The sequence below is a fragment of the Microbulbifer variabilis genome, from assembly GCF_056232115.1.
In genome coordinates, this window is record NZ_CP174325.1 from 959,612 (window position 1) to 976,336 (window position 16,725).

The window sequence follows — 16,725 nt, forward strand, 5'->3', positions numbered from 1 at the left end:
AAAATCCTCGCAGGCAGCTCTTACAACATTTGGCTTCGACCCTGCTGCTAAATTAGATATTTGCAAAAGTACAAATTAACTGCCCTGTAAAATTACCCGGAATTTATGCTCAACGCCTGCGACCAAATGGAATATGCCCGTGCCTGAATCTGGGCCAGGAATTCAAACTGCGAATACCTCGTCGGTAGTGGCCAGCCAGGTAGATCTGCAAAAGGCAGAGCTTGGCGACGTCTATTCTGCACTCAAAACTACACCTAAGGGCCTAACCCGGAGTGAAGCTACAGCTCGGCTTAAGCAGTACGGCCCCAATACGATTCAAGAGAAAGAACAGAGCGCACTCGCCAGGTTCTTCCGTTTTTTTTGGGGCCCCATTCCCTGGATGATCGAAGCCGCCGCTTTACTTTCCGCACTTATTGGGCACTGGCCGGACTTCGCTATCATCATGGCACTGCTTCTCTACAATGCCATTGCCGGATTCTGGCAAGAGCATAAAGCCTCCAATGCCCTCGCCGCCTTGAAAGCCAGTATGGCTCCACAGGCCGAAGTACTACGGGACGGCAAATTCCAGACTATTGCAGCGGCCAACGTGGTGCCAGGTGATATTTTGCGTATAAAGCTTGGTCAAGTGGTACCAGCTGATGTGCGCTTTATCGACGGCAAATCTATTAGCATCGATCAAGCCGCTCTCACCGGCGAGTCCCTGCCGGTCAGCAAAAAAGTGGGAGATATTGGCTACTCAAGCAGTATTGCAAAACGTGGAGAAATGAGCGCTGTTGCTATTGGCACCGGCCGCAATACTTTCTTTGGACGCACCGCAAAATTGGTCGCAGGTGCAGGCCAGGAGGCCTCGCACTCACAAAAAGCCGTCACTCATATTGGCGACTTCCTGATTGTGCTCTGCCTGATATTGGCGATGTTACTGGTTGGGACCCAGCTGTATCGGGATATAGTAATAGCGCCCAACTGGCACTGGTCCGACATTATCAACATTTTGCGCACAGTATTGGTGCTGCTAATCGCCTCCATTCCGGTAGCTATGCCCTCAGTGATTACTGTTACCAATGCCCTGGGTGCGTTGGCACTATCGCGCAAAAAAGCTATTGTTTCCAAACTCGAATCTATTGAAGAACTCGCCGGTGTAGATATCCTTTGCTCCGATAAAACCGGCACTCTAACGAAAAACCAGTTGAGCTTACATGATCCAAAATTATTTGATGCTCAAAGCAGCGATGAACTTATTCTCGCCGCAGCTCTAGCTTCAGAATCCGCTTCCAGTGACCCCATCGATCAGGCAATTTTTGCCGGCCTTAAAAATAAAAATCAATTAAATAACTTTCGACTAAAAGAATTCACTCCTTTCGACCCCGTTACTAAGCGTGCTCAGGCGCAGGTCACAGACGATAAAGGACACTTACTTTCTTTTTGCAAGGGTGCCCCCCAGGCGGTGATGGCACTGTGCAATCTCAACGGTGATAAAGCAGAGAAAGCAAAATCCTGTGTAGAGGAATTAGCTTCTCACGGCCTTCGTTCACTGGGAGTGGCACGCTGTAATAATGGAAATAACTGGTCTTTTCTCGGAATTCTTTCCCTCGAAGATCCACCTCGGGATGACTCTAAACAAACTATCAGCAGGGCGCGGGAACATGGGCTACAGGTAAAAATGATTACTGGAGACGATGTCGCGATCGGTAAGGAAATCGCCTCCCAGGTAGGTATCGGCCAGAATATATTTGCAGCAGGGGATGTATTTGATCAATCGGAAAATATGGACCACCTGCCAAAGAAAGTGGTTGACTGTGTAGAGCGAGCTGACGGATTTGGCAGGGTATTTCCAGAACATAAGTATGCCATTGTAAAAGCATTGCAAGGGCGCGGGCATCAGGTAGCTATGACTGGTGACGGTGTAAACGACGCTCCTGCCCTTAAACAGGCCGACTGTGGTATTGCCGTCAGCGGCGCCACCGATGCCGCTCGCGCTGCGGCTGCTATTATTCTTACCGCCCCAGGATTATCGACCGTTGTCGATGCTATCGACGAAGCACGAAAAATATTCGAACGTATTATTAATTATGTGCTTTTTCGGGTTTCCATGACATTGGACATCATGGTTGTTGTGGTATTCGCCACCATTCTTTTTGGATTCTCTCCCCTTACCCCCGTAATGATTGTACTTGTCGCATTACTGGATGATATTCCCATAATGACCATCGCCTACGACAATACCTTACTGCCCAAAGAGCCGGTACACTGGGAAATGCGTGATCTGCTGCTTGGGTCAACGATTATTGGAATTTTTTCTATTGCACAAACAATGGGCCTCCTTTTAATTGGCATGGAATGGCTACAGAATAGCCAGTGGCAATCCTGGATATCACTTAGTAAGGAACAAATCCAGACAATTATTTTCTTGCAAATTGTCGCTGGTGGTCATCTGCTGCTGTTTGTAGTGCGCTCACGTAAAGCTTTCTTTAGTAAACCATTCCCAGCAATGAAACTGTTTTGTGCGATTGTCGGCACTCAAATCCTGACGGTGCTAATGTGCGGATTCGGCTGGCTGGTTCCCGCCATCCCTTGGAGTATTATTGGCTTGGTATGGCTATATATGATCATCTGGATGTTCGCCCTGGACTTGGTCAAAAAATTACTCTACCGCCGCCTGCAGGACATTTGAAAAGAGTTTAACTTTTTCTCAATTCACTGAATGGGAATAGCCATGGATTGTTTTAAAACCTTTCAGGTTAAACCTGGCAGTAAAGTCAAACTGGATAAAATAGATCCAGGATTCAAAGACTGTTACAACAGTCGCGAAGAAGCCAATCCAATAATAGAAAAGCTCGATAGGAGAATTCGAGCCCAGCAGTACCTGATGTACGCAGAACATAAGCACTCATTATTGATCTGCTTGCAGGGCCGGGATGCTGCGGGCAAGGATGGCACTATCAATCATGTATTAGGTGCTATGAATCCCCAGGGTTGTAACGTAACCAGTTTCAAACAACCATCTAAAGAAGAAGCTGCTCATGATTTCCTCTGGCGATGCCATAAGGTAACACCGGCTCAGGGCCATGTGGCTATTTTTAACCGTTCACACTATGAAGATGTCCTGATTCAACGGGTTCACAATATGGTACCCAAATCGATATGGTCTAAGCGCTATGAGCATATCAATAATTTTGAAAAACTACTGGCCGACCATGGCACCCTGATCCTGAAGTTCTTCTTGCATATTGATGCAGATGAACAGTTAAAGCGTTTCAAGCAACGTATTGATGATCCCACAAGGCATTGGAAAATCAGTGAAAATGACTACACAGAGGCAAGCTACTGGGATGCCTATACCAATGCCTTTGAGGATGCATTAAGTAAATGCAGTACGGCTTATGCTCCGTGGTTTATCATCCCAGCAAATCACAAATGGTTTCGTAACCTAGCAGTAGCTTCTATCGTTGCAGATGCTATGGATGCTCTGAAGATGAAATTCCCTGCCCCCACTGTCGACATAGACAAAATCAAGAAAAAATATCACAGCCTGGATAAGATAGATATAGAGGAGGGGCTGGTAAATGCCTCTAAAAACAAAAAGCAGTGAATCTCAGCCACACAGGCTAATTACCTTGCACGTTCTTTGTGGAAAATAATTTCTCAAAAGCATCATAGACAGCCAGATGTAAAGCATCACCGTGATCCAGCTGCTCAAAATAACCAAAGTGCACCCTGGCTTTATTTTTCTCACTATCTAACTTAGTGAATAGCGACCTTGTCAATCTCTCCATAACCTCACCCTCTTTCCCTACGCCGACATAAACTAATTCATCAGCACAGCAATCTTTTGGAAGATCAGCCAATAATGATCCTCCACTCCACCAAAGACTTGGACTGATGATAATATAATTGTCGAAGTGTTCTGCACGCCTAAATAGAATTTCGGTAGCTAGAAGTCCTTCTAATGACTGACCTATCAAGGTAGAATCTCCTCTCACCCGATAGTGACTTTCAACCAGTGGCCGCACTTCCTTATCAAAAACTCTATAAACTGATCTGCCCCCCTGAAGATGGGAATTCCTTACGATCCCGGGATTCCGCAGAGGGGAAGGTAAAATCCCGCTTTCTGCCTACATTCACAACTCCAACAAGAATCGACTCAGGAACCATATCAATCCAGAAAAAGGAACCAAACTGTAACAAGGCTGCAATATGAATAAAATCTTCATTTGTAGACCCATCCAAAAGATATATTACTGGATAGTCCCTTTTTGGTTCTCTTTGATCACTCTCCGCTAGGTAAACATTCAGGCTACGCTTTTCATCCGATATTTTGGATGGAAAACCTATAGAATCTCCAATAACCAAAGGTGGTTTTTTAAAATCCTAAGGTCCCAACAACAGCTGACACCAGTGAAGTACAAAAGAAGATAAGCTATTTAGCTATTTAGCTATTTAGCTATTTAGCTATTTAGCTATTTAGCTATTTAGCTATTTAGCTATTTAGCTATTTAGCTATTTAGCTATTTAGCTATTATTTTCATAATGGTAAAAATAAATTTTATTATTGAGTAAGGCGACATTAATCACTAGATTTCCACCCAAAATCATACAGCAATCAGTATAAAATTAACTATCGAAAAAACTATTAGATAGTACTACTACCCAAACAATTTTTCTGCAACCGGACTGATATATCCAGTCCGATTATATGTCACAGACTGCTGCATGGTTAACTACCTCAGCATTCCTGCTGAGCATTAAATTCCCTTTTCTTGGCCTCATACCACTCCTGCATCACTTCAGGACTTTCCATCAGATTCTGCTTTTTTGCATGACTTGTAAGTGAAGGGGATCCTGTTTTTGATACATCTCGACACCATGCCTTTTACTCATTTCCGCCATCTCTTCAAAGGTGCTGGCGCGAAACTCCAGGTCACAAGCATCTCCTAATTGTGTACACGTCATTATTCTCATTGGGATATCCCTCATTCAGTGATGGCCTTTTCAGCTCCAATCAACTTAGAGCTCAGGCATCTTTTCAAATTTAGAGAGGCCTGGGTCCATATAATCCCAGGAAGCACCACTGCCCGAGTACACGACCATGGATGGTCTGAACTTTTCCAAGTCGTGCAAAGTTCCTGCCCGCAAAAATTCAAACTGGGGCATTCCACTATTTTCCGCAGATATATGGGAGCCGCAATGAGGACAGAACCCTCTTGTTATCAGGTTGCCACTTTCCGCATACTTTTCATGGTATGTGAGCTTGCCAGAAATATTAAGACTATCTTTTGGAACTGCAATATTCGATATGTGTCCTGCACCACTAATTTTCTGGCAGTCCGTACACTGGCAATGCCCCGCCATTACAGCATCACTATCACACGTATAACTTACAGCACCACATAGGCACTCCCCTGATAAATTTGACATTTTTTCCTCCATAGTAACTTACGATTTTGAAGTTATTAAATCCTATAAGCATAACTTCATTTTTGCAAGTTACTGTATTACTATTTATCGCATTGAATCGAATGGAACAACCGTGACCCCTGATAAGAACTTTTTGCGCTCCGGATGTCCGATAGTGAGTGGACTGGATGTATTTGGTGACAAATGGACCTTGGTAATACTCAGGGACTTGATTTGTGGAAAAGAGACTTATACCGAACTCGCTAATTCACCAGAGAAGATTCCAACAAACCGGCTGGCCGAAAGGCTTAGAATGCTGGAGTCGGAAAAAATTATTGAAAAATCCTTGTACCAGGAAAAACCCAAGCGTTACAAATATCTGCTAACAGAGAAAGGCCGAGATATTTTGCCGATCCTCCAGGAAATTGCCCGATGGGGCAATAAATATATTGAAGATACCTGGGTTCCACCTAAATGGTTTATGCAAGAAGAAAGGTAATTTAAAGCAAAGTAGAAGTTGTTCAGCTGTTAGACTGATTATCAGTCATCCAGAGCAAGAATTAGCTTTGTCACAAAAGGTAAATACCACAAGATCATATACGGTATACAGCGCAAATAAAGCAACCAGGAGCCGCATTGTGAATATGAACATAATCAACCTTTGCACTACTGAACATTTTTTTAGCCCAGCTTCCAAATCAACCCCCTGGCATACCTCTGCCGCCACCATTAAATCATTACAACAGTATGCCCTTAAAGAGAGCAGTCGGTGCTTCAACATTTCTGGAATTTCATTAACATTCAATTTTGTCGGTTTTGCACCCTCCCCAATAAAAACCGGACCTGAGGCACAGTAAAAGCTTCGTTAATTGAAATGTACGAATGGTATACAAAGTATTCGTTCACCAACCTCAGCATCTAGCAGTGAGATCCTCAGGGATAACCAAGGCTGGCATCTGCGAATTTCCAATCCATATTTTTAAATTTTAGATGAGGTTCTGAGCAGTTATATAAGTGATGTAAATTCGCTGGATCAAGACCTTTAATTTGAAAATTCACGCCAATTTTTCCCTAACTGATAATTAGGCCAATAAGCATAGTTTCCAAACAAGCCTTCGGCAGGCCAATTTCGGAAGTGCAATAGGTACCAATATAATTTGCAGGTAAACCTAAAATAGGATTATCCTTGAATGCTTCATTAGAAATGGCGACATCTATGTATAAAAAACAGCAAGCCAAACTGTAGCTTCTTCTGAAGAGGTCTCCAATACCCGATGCTTTCTCCCCGCTGTAATCTCGACAAAATCACCAGCCTCCAAGCGCACCTTCTCTCCGCAATTAAATTCAATCAATCCATATCCGGATAAAACGATTACCCACTCGTTCTGCTCCTGATTATACCAACCCTGTTCAGGGGAGGATTGCCCATAAGATACGATTCTCTCAATACGCATATCCCCTGATTTCACAATGTCTGTAAAGTGCTCCACAGATGTATCTGCAGGTAAGTGAGCGAATATATTTTTCATCCAGGCCAACTCATTATTGATTAGTCGAGGATACATAAGGTAGCTACTTGTTCAAAATTATTCTTTCCAACCAGAGAAATACTCCACCAAGTAGTCAATCGCCATTCTTGCGCGTAGTGGCAAGAAGCGACGATTCTGGTAGACAATCCAGCTACTGGCTCCCCTGCTCCAGAAAGGTTTAAGAATTGGCTTTAACAAACCTTCCTCAACAACTTCACTAAAACTGCCCTTAGGCATATAGGCAATACCTAACCCCTGTTTACAGGCTTCTACAACGGTATGGGCATTATTACTTCTCCAGCGCCCCTTAACCTTCACAACCTCTTGTCCTCCATTTACTTCAAACATCCATTGATCATTATTTGTCACAATACAGCTATGTACTTTCAGTTGACCAGGGCGCTCGGGAATGCCGTTTTGTCTTAAATATTCTTTGCTGGCAACTGCCATCATCTGCCGGTCTGCAAGCTTTCGAGCTACCAAACCGGAATCTTCCAGGCGACCATAGCGAATGGCAAAGTCGATACCATCTTCAACAAAATTAACCATCCGACTATTGAAATCCATATCAATATTTAATTCTGGATGCTCTACACCAAATTCCATCAGGGCCGGGGCGACATATTGCTCGGCAAAGAGGCCAGCACAGCTCACCCTGAGGGTTCCACTGAGCTGGAACTGCTGCTGGCTTACCTGTTCATTCGCCTGTTGCAATCCAGTCACCAGTTCCTTACAGCGCTGGTAATAGACTGCTCCAGCCTGGGTAAGGCTGACCAGGCGTGTGGTGCGGGCCAGAAGGGCGCAGCCCAAACGTTCTTCCAAACGTGAGACCTGCCGACTGACATGGCTGGTGCTACACCCCAACTGCTTCGCTGCCGCAGAGAAACCCTGGCTTTCCGCCACAGCTACAAACTCGACCAGGCCGTCAAAATTTTCCATATTTCAAACTTCTATTATTGCTATATAGCAAAGGTATTTAACCGAATAGATATATTATCAGCAGATTAAGGACAATCTACAATCCCTCCCCACTGAATGCTTACCAATAGAGGAAACAGACATGAAGAAAGTACTTATCCCGGTTACCAATCACGCCACCCTGGGTGAAACCGATCAAGCCAACGGCACCTACTCACCCGAACTGACCCATGCCGTTCATGTATTTAAGGAGAATGGCATCGACTACGATATTGCCTCAATCAAAGGCGGCAAGGCTCCTATTTACGGTACGGATATTGAGGGCGATGAGGTAAACCAGAAGATGCTGGACGATGAGGATTTCCAGAACCGTATCAACAATACCATCCCCGTAGATCAGCTGAATATTGACGACTACGATGCAGTATTTTATCCAGGGGGATTCGGCTTGCTCTCCGATCTGGCAACTAATGAAGAATTCGCCAAACTGAGTGCTGAGCACTATGAAAAGGGCGGCATCCTGGCGGCAGTCTGCCATGGTCCAGCTGGCTTCCTGCCCATCACCCTAAGCAACGGGGAAAAGCTTTTGGCCAGCAAATCGGTAACGGCTTTTACCCGCGAAGAAGAGATTGACTTCGGTACTATTAACGATATTCCCTTCCTGCTAGAAGAGTCTCTCGTTAGAACTTCGGCCCGGTTTAACAAAGTCCAGCCCTGGCAGGAGTTTGTTATTGAGGACGGACGTGTAATCAGCGGCCAAAACCCAGCTAGCGCACACGGCGTAGGCTTGGCCATTGCCAAGCAACTTGCCAGCTAATAGGGCTGCGGGCCGGTCCAAGTACCGGCCCACAACCTTGAGTAGAGGTTCCAAAAGTGCAAAATGCAATTTTTTATCCGTCCTTAATGCTCCTGGCAGGTGTCGGTATACCGGTAATGGCAACACTGAACAGTGGTCTCGGTGTTAAGCTCGGTAGCTCAGCCCTGGCAACGACACTACTGTTTTTTGTTGGATTGGTAATCTCCTCAGTTTACCTCTTTAAAACGGAAGGGATCCCAGGCGAGATTTTTCACAAAGGCATTTCCTGGTATTTCTACCTCGGCGGGATTTTAGTCGCATTTTATATATTGAGTGTCACTTGGGTATCCCCAAGATATGGAGTGGGCAATGCAGTATCTTTCGTTCTTCTTGGACAGCTGCTCGCTATTAGTGTTATCGATCACTTCGGATTACTTGGGGCGCAGCAATCCAGCCTGGACACAAAGCGCCTAATTGGACTGGCCATGATGGTTATTGGTGTTTTGCTAGTAGTTAAACGCACTTCGTGACCTTTTAAGCACAATTTAAACCTTTGGAGTAGAAGCAATGGCTAATTTATACGTTATGGCGCGAGTCACAGCCCAGCCGGATAAAGCATCCCCGGTATTAAAACTGCTAACAGAACTGGCAAAGGAATCTGAAAATGAATCCGGCTGCCTATATTATAAAATACTGCCCGCCACGGATCAGAGTAATATATTTACGACTCTTGAACTGTGGGAGTCTGCGGAAGCTGAGCAGCAGCATTGGAACACAGACCATTTGAAAAATATACTATCCCAGCTAGCCCCACTTTTAGCAGAAGAAGCAAGAATTGAAAAATACACTGAATTATAAAATATAAATTAAGTTAACTGACTATGGAGTTTTCACTCAATAGGTAAAAGCAAGTCCACAGCATCTGATTAACTATGGACTTGCTGGGCTTTTAAAGGTAGGCCTTTATCAATTGGAAAAGGGTAATAATGGAGCGGCTATCAAACTAGTTGTTTCCAGAACTTCTACCTAAAAGTTCAGCCCAACTAACACGCTCTGCTCGGTAAATTGTGGTATCAACAACCTCCACCTCCCAAGCAGTCTCAGGTATATCTCCTGATGTCACTTCTATCAAGTGCGCATTGCGATCACCACCTGTACTTGCACTTCCTGGGCCCCCAGCACATATTAAGATATTTCCACCTATAAGCTCATCGACATCTCCAAGAGATGCAGTATATTTAGGCGCAACAAATTCCCAGGTTTGCTCCGCAGACATAGTTTCCGTATCTAATCGAAATTTAACTGCGCGGCTGTTGTAAATATCTCCACTTAATTCAGACTCATTTCTATTGTCATAGACTAATATTTCTCCATCGCCAGTCTTCATTGCAGCATGCTGGGAAGCCATCCAGCTTCCATTATCAAGGGCGAACAACTTTTCTGATAGCTCTTTAGAAACTACTGAGTCCCTCCCCATAATCCAGTTAATTTCACCACTCTTATGGTCGATACTGACCACCCAACTTTGGGAACGGCTGGAGAGAAGAATAGAATCATCTTCAGCGATATAATGCAGTGCATTAGAGTGAGTCCAATCCAGAGCCCCATTGGATAACACTCTTGCGGCCAGATCGCCTGGGAAACGGCCTGTATCCAGGTGATCAAAAGCAGACCACTCCCATACAATGTTACCCTGGGTATCGAGCTCTATAATTGCGTCTCCCTGTAATAAAGTTCCATTGATTGTTTCGGTTTCATTGCTCAATAGCAGTATGTGACCATTTTCTAGTAATAGAGCATCATGATGGTAAGGGGGCAGCTCAATAGAGGATAGGGTTTCCCCTGTAAATGAAATAGTGCGCGCCTCACCACTCAATAACAACAGTAGGCGTCCATCATGCAGATTTCTCGCTATCTTGGTACCTGTTGCAGGCAAATCACCATGTAAGTACCAGACAAGCTCGCCCTCTTCATCAAATCCCCAGAAAGTACTACCAGTATTGCCTGATGGCGCGAAAATGGTAAGCCCCCCTTCACCCTGCTCATTTTTTGCAAGAAGATTTACCTCAGGTACTCCAGTGGGTTGAGGGCCCGTCTTAAACTCCACAGCCTCACTCAATATATTTTCACCAGACTCAAATACAGCTACTGCTGTAAATTGATAAGTCGTATCAGATCGCAAACCGAGCACTACTCGGTTATGATCAGTCCCGAAATCAGTATAAGCCGTACGCCTTCTTTCTGTATCAGCAGAGTTGAATCTGATGGCCACTCTCGCATTAGACGCTGTGACTACACTGGCATTAACCATCAGACTATTATCAGGATGAGGGCTCAGTATTAACTCCACTGCCCCCAGAGTTGTTTCATCCGCCTGACTCACCTCTGCCCTGGAAAACCCGCTAAGGAATATATAAAATAATAAAAAAAATTTCAGTAATACATTCTTCTTATACATGTTCTGCTCCGTTTATTTATGGAAACCCAACTATTCAACGGAACCCAAGGGATTTGGTTTACATAAGATTAATTTTTTACTCTTCCATAAGCAAATACCACATTCATAACAATATCTATTCGAACATTTTCATAAAAACAGGAAAAAGTTTAATACCATCCCCAAAAAACAAATAACATACGTAAATCAGTTTTTAATATCGGCAAACAAAACTTTAAGCCAGCATAAATCTTCTGGGCCCAGGTGTGCTTTTTACGCCAGCTTTTATTAGAATAAATATCTTTATATTAATGAAAAATTGCTTTCTCAGTTAATCCTCTCCAGTGCTTGCCATCCAATTCTGGAATTGATCCACTAGCCAGATTAGGGTCATTCAACGGATCATGTTGTTCTTGCGTAGTTCTTAAAGCCAATTCCAATTCCTGTAAAATTGGATTGACAACCTTGAGAGTACTAGCCTCAGAAAACTTTAGGGCAACGTCTTTCTCTGCTTTTGCTATGGCTCTCTTAGATTGAGCTTCATCAATTTTCTCACCGACTGGACGCAATCCAAATTTGTTGACTATCCCACCTACACCGGGAACCAGTACTTTCGCTGCCAATCCAGCACCAACAATAGGATTGAAAACCGCCGCCACACCACCAATGAGCAACATTCCCAAAGTCATTTTTCTATCTAAAGCGTCAATATCATCGGCAAGCTTGGCTTAAGGATTTCTGTGCTTTTCTTTATGCTCAAGTGAAAATTCCACGGCAGACTCCACCATGAATTTACGCAGGCTGCCTTCATAATATTCATTGGAGAAGTGAAAATACGCCGCTTAGGCAGGTCATTAACCTCTGGGGTTTCTTTGGGCAGACACCGCATAGTATGCAAGGTAAAACCTACCTCTGAAAGTTCAAAAGGAATTACAAAGTAGTGTTTTTCATCAAAGATCTGAGCAGTTTTATTATTCCTCTCGGAAGAGGCAAAAACAGGCAGCTATTCAATCAACCCCTGAACAACCTTAACACCGGAAGTAAAGCCCTCAGGAATTCACGAAGATAAATCATCCAGTATATTCTTGCTCTTATTTAGATACTTTTTCATAATTATTCTACTCCCCCCTTTTTACTACATCACGTCTCCATCTCTACCAGTTATCCGGAGAATATTTTTCTATTCCATGAACTTAAGTTTTCATAAAACCCCTTTCGCTCAATCTTTTCTGTCAAAGGATAATCGGTAGACAAAATAGGGGCACCGAGTAGTCCGAAATGGTATCAGCTTTATTAGTTCAAACGCTGACCAACAAGCTTGGCACTAACAAAGAAGTCCCTTATTCCATTTTGGTGTGATTGGCCCAAGATGGCGACCTTAACATCCTCTTGACCTGTAGTGGCAAATACCACTGCTAACCCATCCCGCAGTAAATGCCGAATATAACGGCAATCTGCACTGGGGAATCACTCACTGTTGTCTTATCCCGCTTAACTGGGAGCCTGTCTCTCGCCCTGGGATTAGTAACAGTAGTTCGCAACTGCGGTTGTTTGCACAGCCCACGGGCAATTGAGAGGTGTGTAATGCATAACCGACCTTCGCTGCAAAATCATCGAACTATACATACACAACGGAAAACACCCCTACAAAAAGTGCAGGGATCTCTACGTAAAAACTCTTCATTCGCCGCCGCACTGGTGGTTGTAGGATCGGCAATATTAGCTCCCCTGGCCTATGCCGTAGATTACTCCAATCCCCACGCCCGCCAAGGCTCGAGATATGTCTCTCACCAGGGACATGGAGGGCACTATGGCGGGCATTCCAGGTACAGCAGGGATTACAGATACAGAAGGGATTACAGGGGACACTCGAGATACAGCAGGAATCAAAGGGGATATTCAAGATACGGCCGATACCAAAGGGCACAACCACGATATGGCCGATACCAAAGGGCACAACCACGATATGGCCAGCATATGTGGTTCAAAGCCCATGTGCAGGGTACGCCACGCATTGTGATCGACCTTAGTGACCAGATAGCCTACTTCTATAAAGGTGGGCGCCTTGCCGGTATGTCTCCTGTCTCTACCGGCAAACCCGGCCATCGCACTCCCACAGGCAACTTCCGTATTTCTGAGAAGAAATATAGTCATCGCTCAAACTTATACGGTCACTATATCAGTGCCCGTGGCCAAGTACTGCGCAGCAATGTGGATGTACGCCGCCATCGCAAACCCGCCGGGTCTCGCTTCCGCGGCGCATCAATGGATTACATGATGCGGATTAACGGCCCGGTCACCATGCACGCCGGTTATGTACCCGGTTACCCGGCCTCCCATGGATGCATCCGTATCCCCTGGCATATGGCGAAGATTTTCTATCGCCACGCTAGAGTTGGAACAAAGGTATCCGTCGTACCTTAGGCAAAATTGGAGCGCTATAAAAAGGCGGACTTAACAGTTCGCCTTTTTCTTTTATTGGGAAACTTTTGCCCCCTTCCGCCTTGAAACTTCCATGCGGGTGAAATAATCATGAGCAGCTCGATTAACATGTCGCGCCAGCAACAGTGTAGATACCATGGTAGGTACGGCCATCACAGCGTACATGCCAATAATAATACTGTTAACTGCACTCAAGGACGCCACCGCCCCCAACACAATCAGCACCATATAGAGCCCGGTATAAAGCCCCTGCCAGCGACTGCCAAAAAGAAACACATAGCACTTCATACCGTAGTACCAGCAGGTAACGATTGTACTAAAGGCCAAGGGAAACACCATAAACAGCAACAGAATGGGCCCCAACTGGCCAAACACCTGAGAAAATGCCTGTGCGGTCAGAGTCACACCAGCCACACCCTCACCTTGCTGCCAAGCCCCGGTAAGTAATATTACCAGGGCGGTACAGGTGCAGATCAGCAGGGTATCCACAATAGGCCCCAACATAGCAACCACGCCTTCGCGCACCGGCTCGCAGGTTTTTGCCGCACCATGCGCCAATGATTCGGTACCGATACCCGCCTCATTAGAGAAAGCCCCTCGGCTTACGCCGATCGTGATCACTGTACCAAGAGCACCACCGGCAATCGCTTGGCCACTAAACGCATCACTAAAAATAAGGGCAAATGCCGCTGGAACCTGCTCCCAAAAATTTCCGATTACAATCAGGGTCAAGGTGAAATAAAACAGCACCATCCCTGGCACAATTCTCTCGGAAAATTTGCCAATACGCTGGATTCGCCCGGCAATCACGTACGCTGAGGCAATAGCGATTAATAAGCCAATAATAAAATCAAACAACAGAGAACCACCCGGTGCTACCCAGCCCAGCGGTTCGGCGAAAGACTCTCGCAATAATTGAGTAGTCTGGTTGGACTGAAATACCGGCAACATGCCGCACAATCCGGCCACAGCAAATAAAACAGCCAGTGGCATCCAGCGTTTACCAAGACCTTCACGGATGACATACATGGGACCACCCTGCAACTCCCCATTCGTATCACTGCCACGAAACATCACGGCGAGGGTCGCGGTATAAAATTTTGTAGCCACCCCCACCAAAGCGGTAACCCACATCCAAAAAATGGCCCCCGGCCCACCGGCGGTAATGGCAATGGCCACACCGGCAATATTGCCCAGCCCCAGAGTACCGGAAAGTGCTGTAGATAGTGCCTGGCTATGATTTACCTGGCCTGGATCATTTGGGTCATCATAGCGACCACTTAACAGCCCGATACTGTGCCCCAAATGACGATAGGGTCGGCCGCGAGAATAAAGCAGTAATGCCAATCCGCCACCAACTAGCAAGACAAGCAGCGGTGGCCCCCAGACAAAATCGGCAAAGATCTTTAGAGCTTGTTCGATTACATTAAAAAAGGACATAGGAGATTGTAATTTTCTGTGAGACAGAGCCAGTCTAGGTAGACAGGCACCAAACTGTCAAAATCCAGGGGCTCCCCCAGAGTTTCTGGCCAATCCATTCAGATAGACTAACACCAATAAAAAAGCCCCTGAATAAGGGGCTTATTAGCGGAAAAAGGGATTTAATTTAAGCTGTAGTACCAGCCCGTAATTCAGTTTCCGATTCTACAGTTTCCCGCACAAAAAATACTGATACCGCACCGAGCAGCATACTCACCCCGGCCAAAACAATAATGTAAATCGCCTGGTTGTCGAACACTGACTTCAAGATCAGCCCCGCCACCAAAGCAGAAATTATCTGGGGTGCAGCAATTGTGAAATTAAAGATTCCCATATACACACCGGTTTTATCTGCCGGCAGGGTGTCGGATAAGATCGCGTAGGGCATTGCCAAAATTGCCGCCCAGGCAATACCGACACCAATCATTGGCAGTAACAAACCCAGTGCACCGCTGGGCACAGAGACCTGGGTGATCAGCAGATTCACCTCGGTCGGCTCGCCACCCTGAAACAGCAAGAACCCAATATAACCCAACCCTCCCAGCGCTAAAGATAGTGAGTAAGTCAGTCTGCGCCCCAGCAGTTGAGCCACCCTCGCCAACACAATCGAAAACAACGCAGCAAACAGCGAATAGGCAGCGAAGATAATACCCACCCAGTCACCCGCCGCACCCTTAGCTGCGGCGATATACGTGGGAATTTCACTTACAGTTTCAAGGTAAGCGGGATCAAACCACTTGGCTTCCACTCCCCAAACATGCTGGGTAATCGCTGGGGTTGTGTATACCCACATAATAAACAGGGCGAACCATGAGAAGAATTGCACCAGGGCCAACTGGCGCATAGTGCGGGGCATACTCAGCATCAAACGGAAAAAGCCACCCAAACGTTGTAAAAGTGTCCCTTTCTGTTCCCGCTCTTTTTGCAACTGCTCCGCATCAAGGCCTTTATAAGCATTGTACTGCTCCGGTGGGTATTCCTTGGTACGCACAACTGTCCAAAGCACACTACCCAATAATACTGTTGCACCTATATAAAAAGCCCAGATCACCGAAGGGGCCACTTCGCCGGCACGGGCAGTATTTTCCAGGCCGATAACATTGGTGAGGATAAATGGAAGCATAGAGCCAAAAATGGCACCGATATTAATCAGTAGGGATTGGATGGAATATCCCAAGGTGCGCTGCTCTGAGGGCACCATATCTGCCACCAGTGCGCGGAAAGGCTGCATGGTGACATTGAAGGCGGCATCCATCAGTGCCAGCATTACACCGCCGAACAAAATTGGCGCCACCAGAGCTACGACAATTCCAGCATTGGGCATAAACGCCATACCCAGAGCTGCGGCAATAGCACCAAACAGGATATACGGATTGCGGCGCCCAAAACGGCTCCAGGTACGGTCCGAAGCAGAGCCCACGATAGGCTGCACAATAAGCCCCATCAGCGGAGCCACTATCCAGAAAAGTGACAGCGAGTGTAAATCCGCTCCCAAATCAGACAAGATCCGGCTGGCATTCGCATTTTGCAGGGAGAAGCCAAACTGCACTCCCAGGAATCCGAGGCTGACATTCCATACCTGCCAGAAGGGCAGGCTCGGCTGTTGGGCCCGGGGCGCGGCGGCGCCGTTTACTGATTGGGTCATTGGGATCACCGCATCTCTATTTATGCTTATTTTGCCATTCTGTCACGCCAACCTCAGGTCTCCATCCTCCCCACAGGGGGAGGAT

Annotated in this window: 17 protein-coding genes and 1 pseudogene; 8 read left to right on the plus strand and 10 right to left on the minus strand. The window is 45.9% G+C overall.

Translation table 11 applies throughout. The features are described from left to right. Positions 1 to 133 precede the first annotated feature (133 nt). Positions 134 to 2,671, plus strand: a complete 2,538-nt coding sequence (locus ACJJI7_RS04125) for a plasma-membrane proton-efflux P-type ATPase (protein WP_475717113.1) — start codon at positions 134 to 136, stop codon at positions 2,669 to 2,671. Between the two features lie 42 nt (positions 2,672 to 2,713). Further along, on the plus strand, positions 2,714 to 3,589 hold the full coding sequence (locus ACJJI7_RS04130) for a polyphosphate kinase 2 family protein (protein ID WP_444902586.1): 876 nt from the start codon (positions 2,714 to 2,716) through the stop codon (positions 3,587 to 3,589). Between the two features lie 16 nt (positions 3,590 to 3,605). On the opposite strand, the gene ACJJI7_RS04135 is transcribed toward ACJJI7_RS04130, so the two are convergent. The 3 genes from ACJJI7_RS04135 to ACJJI7_RS04145 all read right to left on the minus strand — a co-directional run bounded on the left by ACJJI7_RS04135 (position 3,606) and on the right by ACJJI7_RS04145 (position 5,415). Continuing rightward, a complete protein-coding gene (locus ACJJI7_RS04135; RefSeq protein ID WP_444902585.1) occupies positions 3,606 to 4,010 on the minus strand; it encodes an alpha/beta hydrolase in 405 nt (134 codons plus the stop codon). A gap of 787 nt (positions 4,011 to 4,797) precedes the next feature. After that, positions 4,798 to 4,959 carry a hypothetical protein gene (locus tag ACJJI7_RS04140; RefSeq protein WP_444902584.1) on the minus strand — a complete coding sequence of 54 codons (162 nt, stop codon included), beginning with the start codon at positions 4,957 to 4,959 and terminating at the stop codon, positions 4,798 to 4,800. A gap of 45 nt (positions 4,960 to 5,004) precedes the next feature. Further along, positions 5,005 to 5,415, minus strand: coding sequence for a GFA family protein (locus ACJJI7_RS04145; RefSeq protein ID WP_444902583.1), 411 nt, complete (start codon positions 5,413 to 5,415; stop codon positions 5,005 to 5,007). Positions 5,416 to 5,527: 112 nt separating this feature from the next. On the opposite strand from ACJJI7_RS04145, the gene ACJJI7_RS04150 reads away from it, so the two are divergent. Beyond that, positions 5,528 to 5,893, plus strand: coding sequence for a winged helix-turn-helix transcriptional regulator (locus tag ACJJI7_RS04150; protein ID WP_444902582.1), 366 nt, complete (start codon positions 5,528 to 5,530; stop codon positions 5,891 to 5,893). 94 nt (positions 5,894 to 5,987) lie between these two features. On the opposite strand, the pseudogene ACJJI7_RS04155 reads toward ACJJI7_RS04150, so the two are convergent. From ACJJI7_RS04155 to ACJJI7_RS04165, 3 genes and pseudogenes are all read right to left on the minus strand, one after another. Next, positions 5,988 to 6,199, minus strand: a pseudogene (locus tag ACJJI7_RS04155) (DUF1203 domain-containing protein). Between the two features lie 409 nt (positions 6,200 to 6,608). Then, positions 6,609 to 6,923 (minus strand): cupin domain-containing protein, encoded by a 315-nt coding sequence (locus tag ACJJI7_RS04160; protein WP_026305209.1) that lies wholly within the window; start codon positions 6,921 to 6,923, stop codon positions 6,609 to 6,611. A gap of 57 nt (positions 6,924 to 6,980) precedes the next feature. Next, positions 6,981 to 7,862, minus strand: coding sequence for a LysR family transcriptional regulator (locus tag ACJJI7_RS04165; RefSeq protein ID WP_444902581.1), 882 nt, complete (start codon positions 7,860 to 7,862; stop codon positions 6,981 to 6,983). 121 nt (positions 7,863 to 7,983) lie between these two features. Between ACJJI7_RS04165 and ACJJI7_RS04170 the strand changes: the two genes are divergently transcribed. From ACJJI7_RS04170 to ACJJI7_RS04180, 3 genes are read left to right on the plus strand one after another with little or no spacing between them, the layout of a single operon-like run. Further along, positions 7,984 to 8,658, plus strand: coding sequence for a type 1 glutamine amidotransferase domain-containing protein (locus ACJJI7_RS04170; protein WP_020414394.1), 675 nt, complete (start codon positions 7,984 to 7,986; stop codon positions 8,656 to 8,658). Between the two features lie 56 nt (positions 8,659 to 8,714). Next, positions 8,715 to 9,167: a DMT family transporter gene (locus ACJJI7_RS04175; protein WP_020414393.1), complete on the plus strand. Its 453-nt coding sequence runs from the start codon at positions 8,715 to 8,717 to the stop codon at positions 9,165 to 9,167. Positions 9,168 to 9,204: 37 nt separating this feature from the next. After that, positions 9,205 to 9,495 (plus strand): putative quinol monooxygenase, encoded by a 291-nt coding sequence (locus ACJJI7_RS04180; RefSeq protein WP_282952332.1) that lies wholly within the window; start codon positions 9,205 to 9,207, stop codon positions 9,493 to 9,495. Positions 9,496 to 9,640: 145 nt separating this feature from the next. On the opposite strand, the gene ACJJI7_RS04185 is transcribed toward ACJJI7_RS04180, so the two are convergent. Both ACJJI7_RS04185 and ACJJI7_RS04190 read right to left on the minus strand, forming a co-directional pair. Continuing rightward, entirely contained in the window at positions 9,641 to 11,095 is a 1,455-nt protein-coding gene (locus tag ACJJI7_RS04185; protein WP_444902580.1) for an aryl-sulfate sulfotransferase, read from the minus strand. A 287-nt stretch (positions 11,096 to 11,382) separates the two neighbouring features. Next, the gene (locus ACJJI7_RS04190; protein WP_020414390.1) at positions 11,383 to 11,763 is read right to left on the minus strand and encodes a hypothetical protein; all 381 of its coding nucleotides are present in this window, start codon (positions 11,761 to 11,763) and stop codon (positions 11,383 to 11,385) included. Positions 11,764 to 12,854: 1,091 nt separating this feature from the next. Here ACJJI7_RS04190 and ACJJI7_RS04195 point away from each other — a divergent pair. Together ACJJI7_RS04195 and ACJJI7_RS04200 are read left to right on the plus strand one after the other, a co-directional pair. Beyond that, positions 12,855 to 13,094 carry a hypothetical protein gene (locus ACJJI7_RS04195; RefSeq protein ID WP_353375589.1) on the plus strand — a complete coding sequence of 80 codons (240 nt, stop codon included), beginning with the start codon at positions 12,855 to 12,857 and terminating at the stop codon, positions 13,092 to 13,094. Then, complete coding sequence (locus tag ACJJI7_RS04200) at positions 13,052 to 13,498, plus strand: L,D-transpeptidase family protein (RefSeq protein WP_169337133.1); 447 nt, start codon at positions 13,052 to 13,054, stop codon at positions 13,496 to 13,498. The genes ACJJI7_RS04195 and ACJJI7_RS04200 overlap by 43 nt, the downstream gene beginning before the upstream one ends. 51 nt (positions 13,499 to 13,549) lie before the next feature. On the opposite strand, the gene ACJJI7_RS04205 is transcribed toward ACJJI7_RS04200, so the two are convergent. Together ACJJI7_RS04205 and ACJJI7_RS04210 are read right to left on the minus strand one after the other, a co-directional pair. Continuing rightward, positions 13,550 to 14,956 carry an alanine/glycine:cation symporter family protein gene (locus tag ACJJI7_RS04205; RefSeq protein WP_020414386.1) on the minus strand — a complete coding sequence of 469 codons (1,407 nt, stop codon included), beginning with the start codon at positions 14,954 to 14,956 and terminating at the stop codon, positions 13,550 to 13,552. 166 nt (positions 14,957 to 15,122) lie between these two features. Next, the gene (locus tag ACJJI7_RS04210; RefSeq protein WP_020414385.1) at positions 15,123 to 16,640 is read right to left on the minus strand and encodes an MFS transporter; all 1,518 of its coding nucleotides are present in this window, start codon (positions 16,638 to 16,640) and stop codon (positions 15,123 to 15,125) included. Between the last annotated feature and the right edge of the window lie 85 nt (positions 16,641 to 16,725).

What these genes read in the sequence shown, in the direction of transcription:
- ACJJI7_RS04190 (WP_020414390.1), bottom strand. Translation starts at nt 11,763, where the DNA reads ATGACTTTGGGAATGTTGCTCATTGGTGGTGTGGCGGCGGTTTTCAAT.
- ACJJI7_RS04185 (WP_444902580.1), bottom strand. Translation starts at nt 11,095, where the DNA reads ATGTATAAGAAGAATGTATTACTGAAATTTTTTTTATTATTTTATATA.
- ACJJI7_RS04205 (WP_020414386.1), bottom strand. Translation starts at nt 14,956, where the DNA reads ATGTCCTTTTTTAATGTAATCGAACAAGCTCTAAAGATCTTTGCCGAT.
- ACJJI7_RS04180 (WP_282952332.1), top strand. Translation starts at nt 9,205, where the DNA reads ATGGCTAATTTATACGTTATGGCGCGAGTCACAGCCCAGCCGGATAAA.
- ACJJI7_RS04125 (WP_475717113.1), top strand. Translation starts at nt 134, where the DNA reads ATGCCCGTGCCTGAATCTGGGCCAGGAATTCAAACTGCGAATACCTCG.
- ACJJI7_RS04165 (WP_444902581.1), bottom strand. Translation starts at nt 7,862, where the DNA reads ATGGAAAATTTTGACGGCCTGGTCGAGTTTGTAGCTGTGGCGGAAAGC.
- ACJJI7_RS04195 (WP_353375589.1), top strand. Translation starts at nt 12,855, where the DNA reads ATGTCTCTCACCAGGGACATGGAGGGCACTATGGCGGGCATTCCAGGT.
- ACJJI7_RS04140 (WP_444902584.1), bottom strand. Translation starts at nt 4,959, where the DNA reads ATGAGAATAATGACGTGTACACAATTAGGAGATGCTTGTGACCTGGAG.
- ACJJI7_RS04200 (WP_169337133.1), top strand. Translation starts at nt 13,052, where the DNA reads ATGTGGTTCAAAGCCCATGTGCAGGGTACGCCACGCATTGTGATCGAC.
- ACJJI7_RS04160 (WP_026305209.1), bottom strand. Translation starts at nt 6,923, where the DNA reads ATGAAAAATATATTCGCTCACTTACCTGCAGATACATCTGTGGAGCAC.
- ACJJI7_RS04170 (WP_020414394.1), top strand. Translation starts at nt 7,984, where the DNA reads ATGAAGAAAGTACTTATCCCGGTTACCAATCACGCCACCCTGGGTGAA.
- ACJJI7_RS04145 (WP_444902583.1), bottom strand. Translation starts at nt 5,415, where the DNA reads ATGTCAAATTTATCAGGGGAGTGCCTATGTGGTGCTGTAAGTTATACG.
- ACJJI7_RS04210 (WP_020414385.1), bottom strand. Translation starts at nt 16,640, where the DNA reads ATGACCCAATCAGTAAACGGCGCCGCCGCGCCCCGGGCCCAACAGCCG.
- ACJJI7_RS04130 (WP_444902586.1), top strand. Translation starts at nt 2,714, where the DNA reads ATGGATTGTTTTAAAACCTTTCAGGTTAAACCTGGCAGTAAAGTCAAA.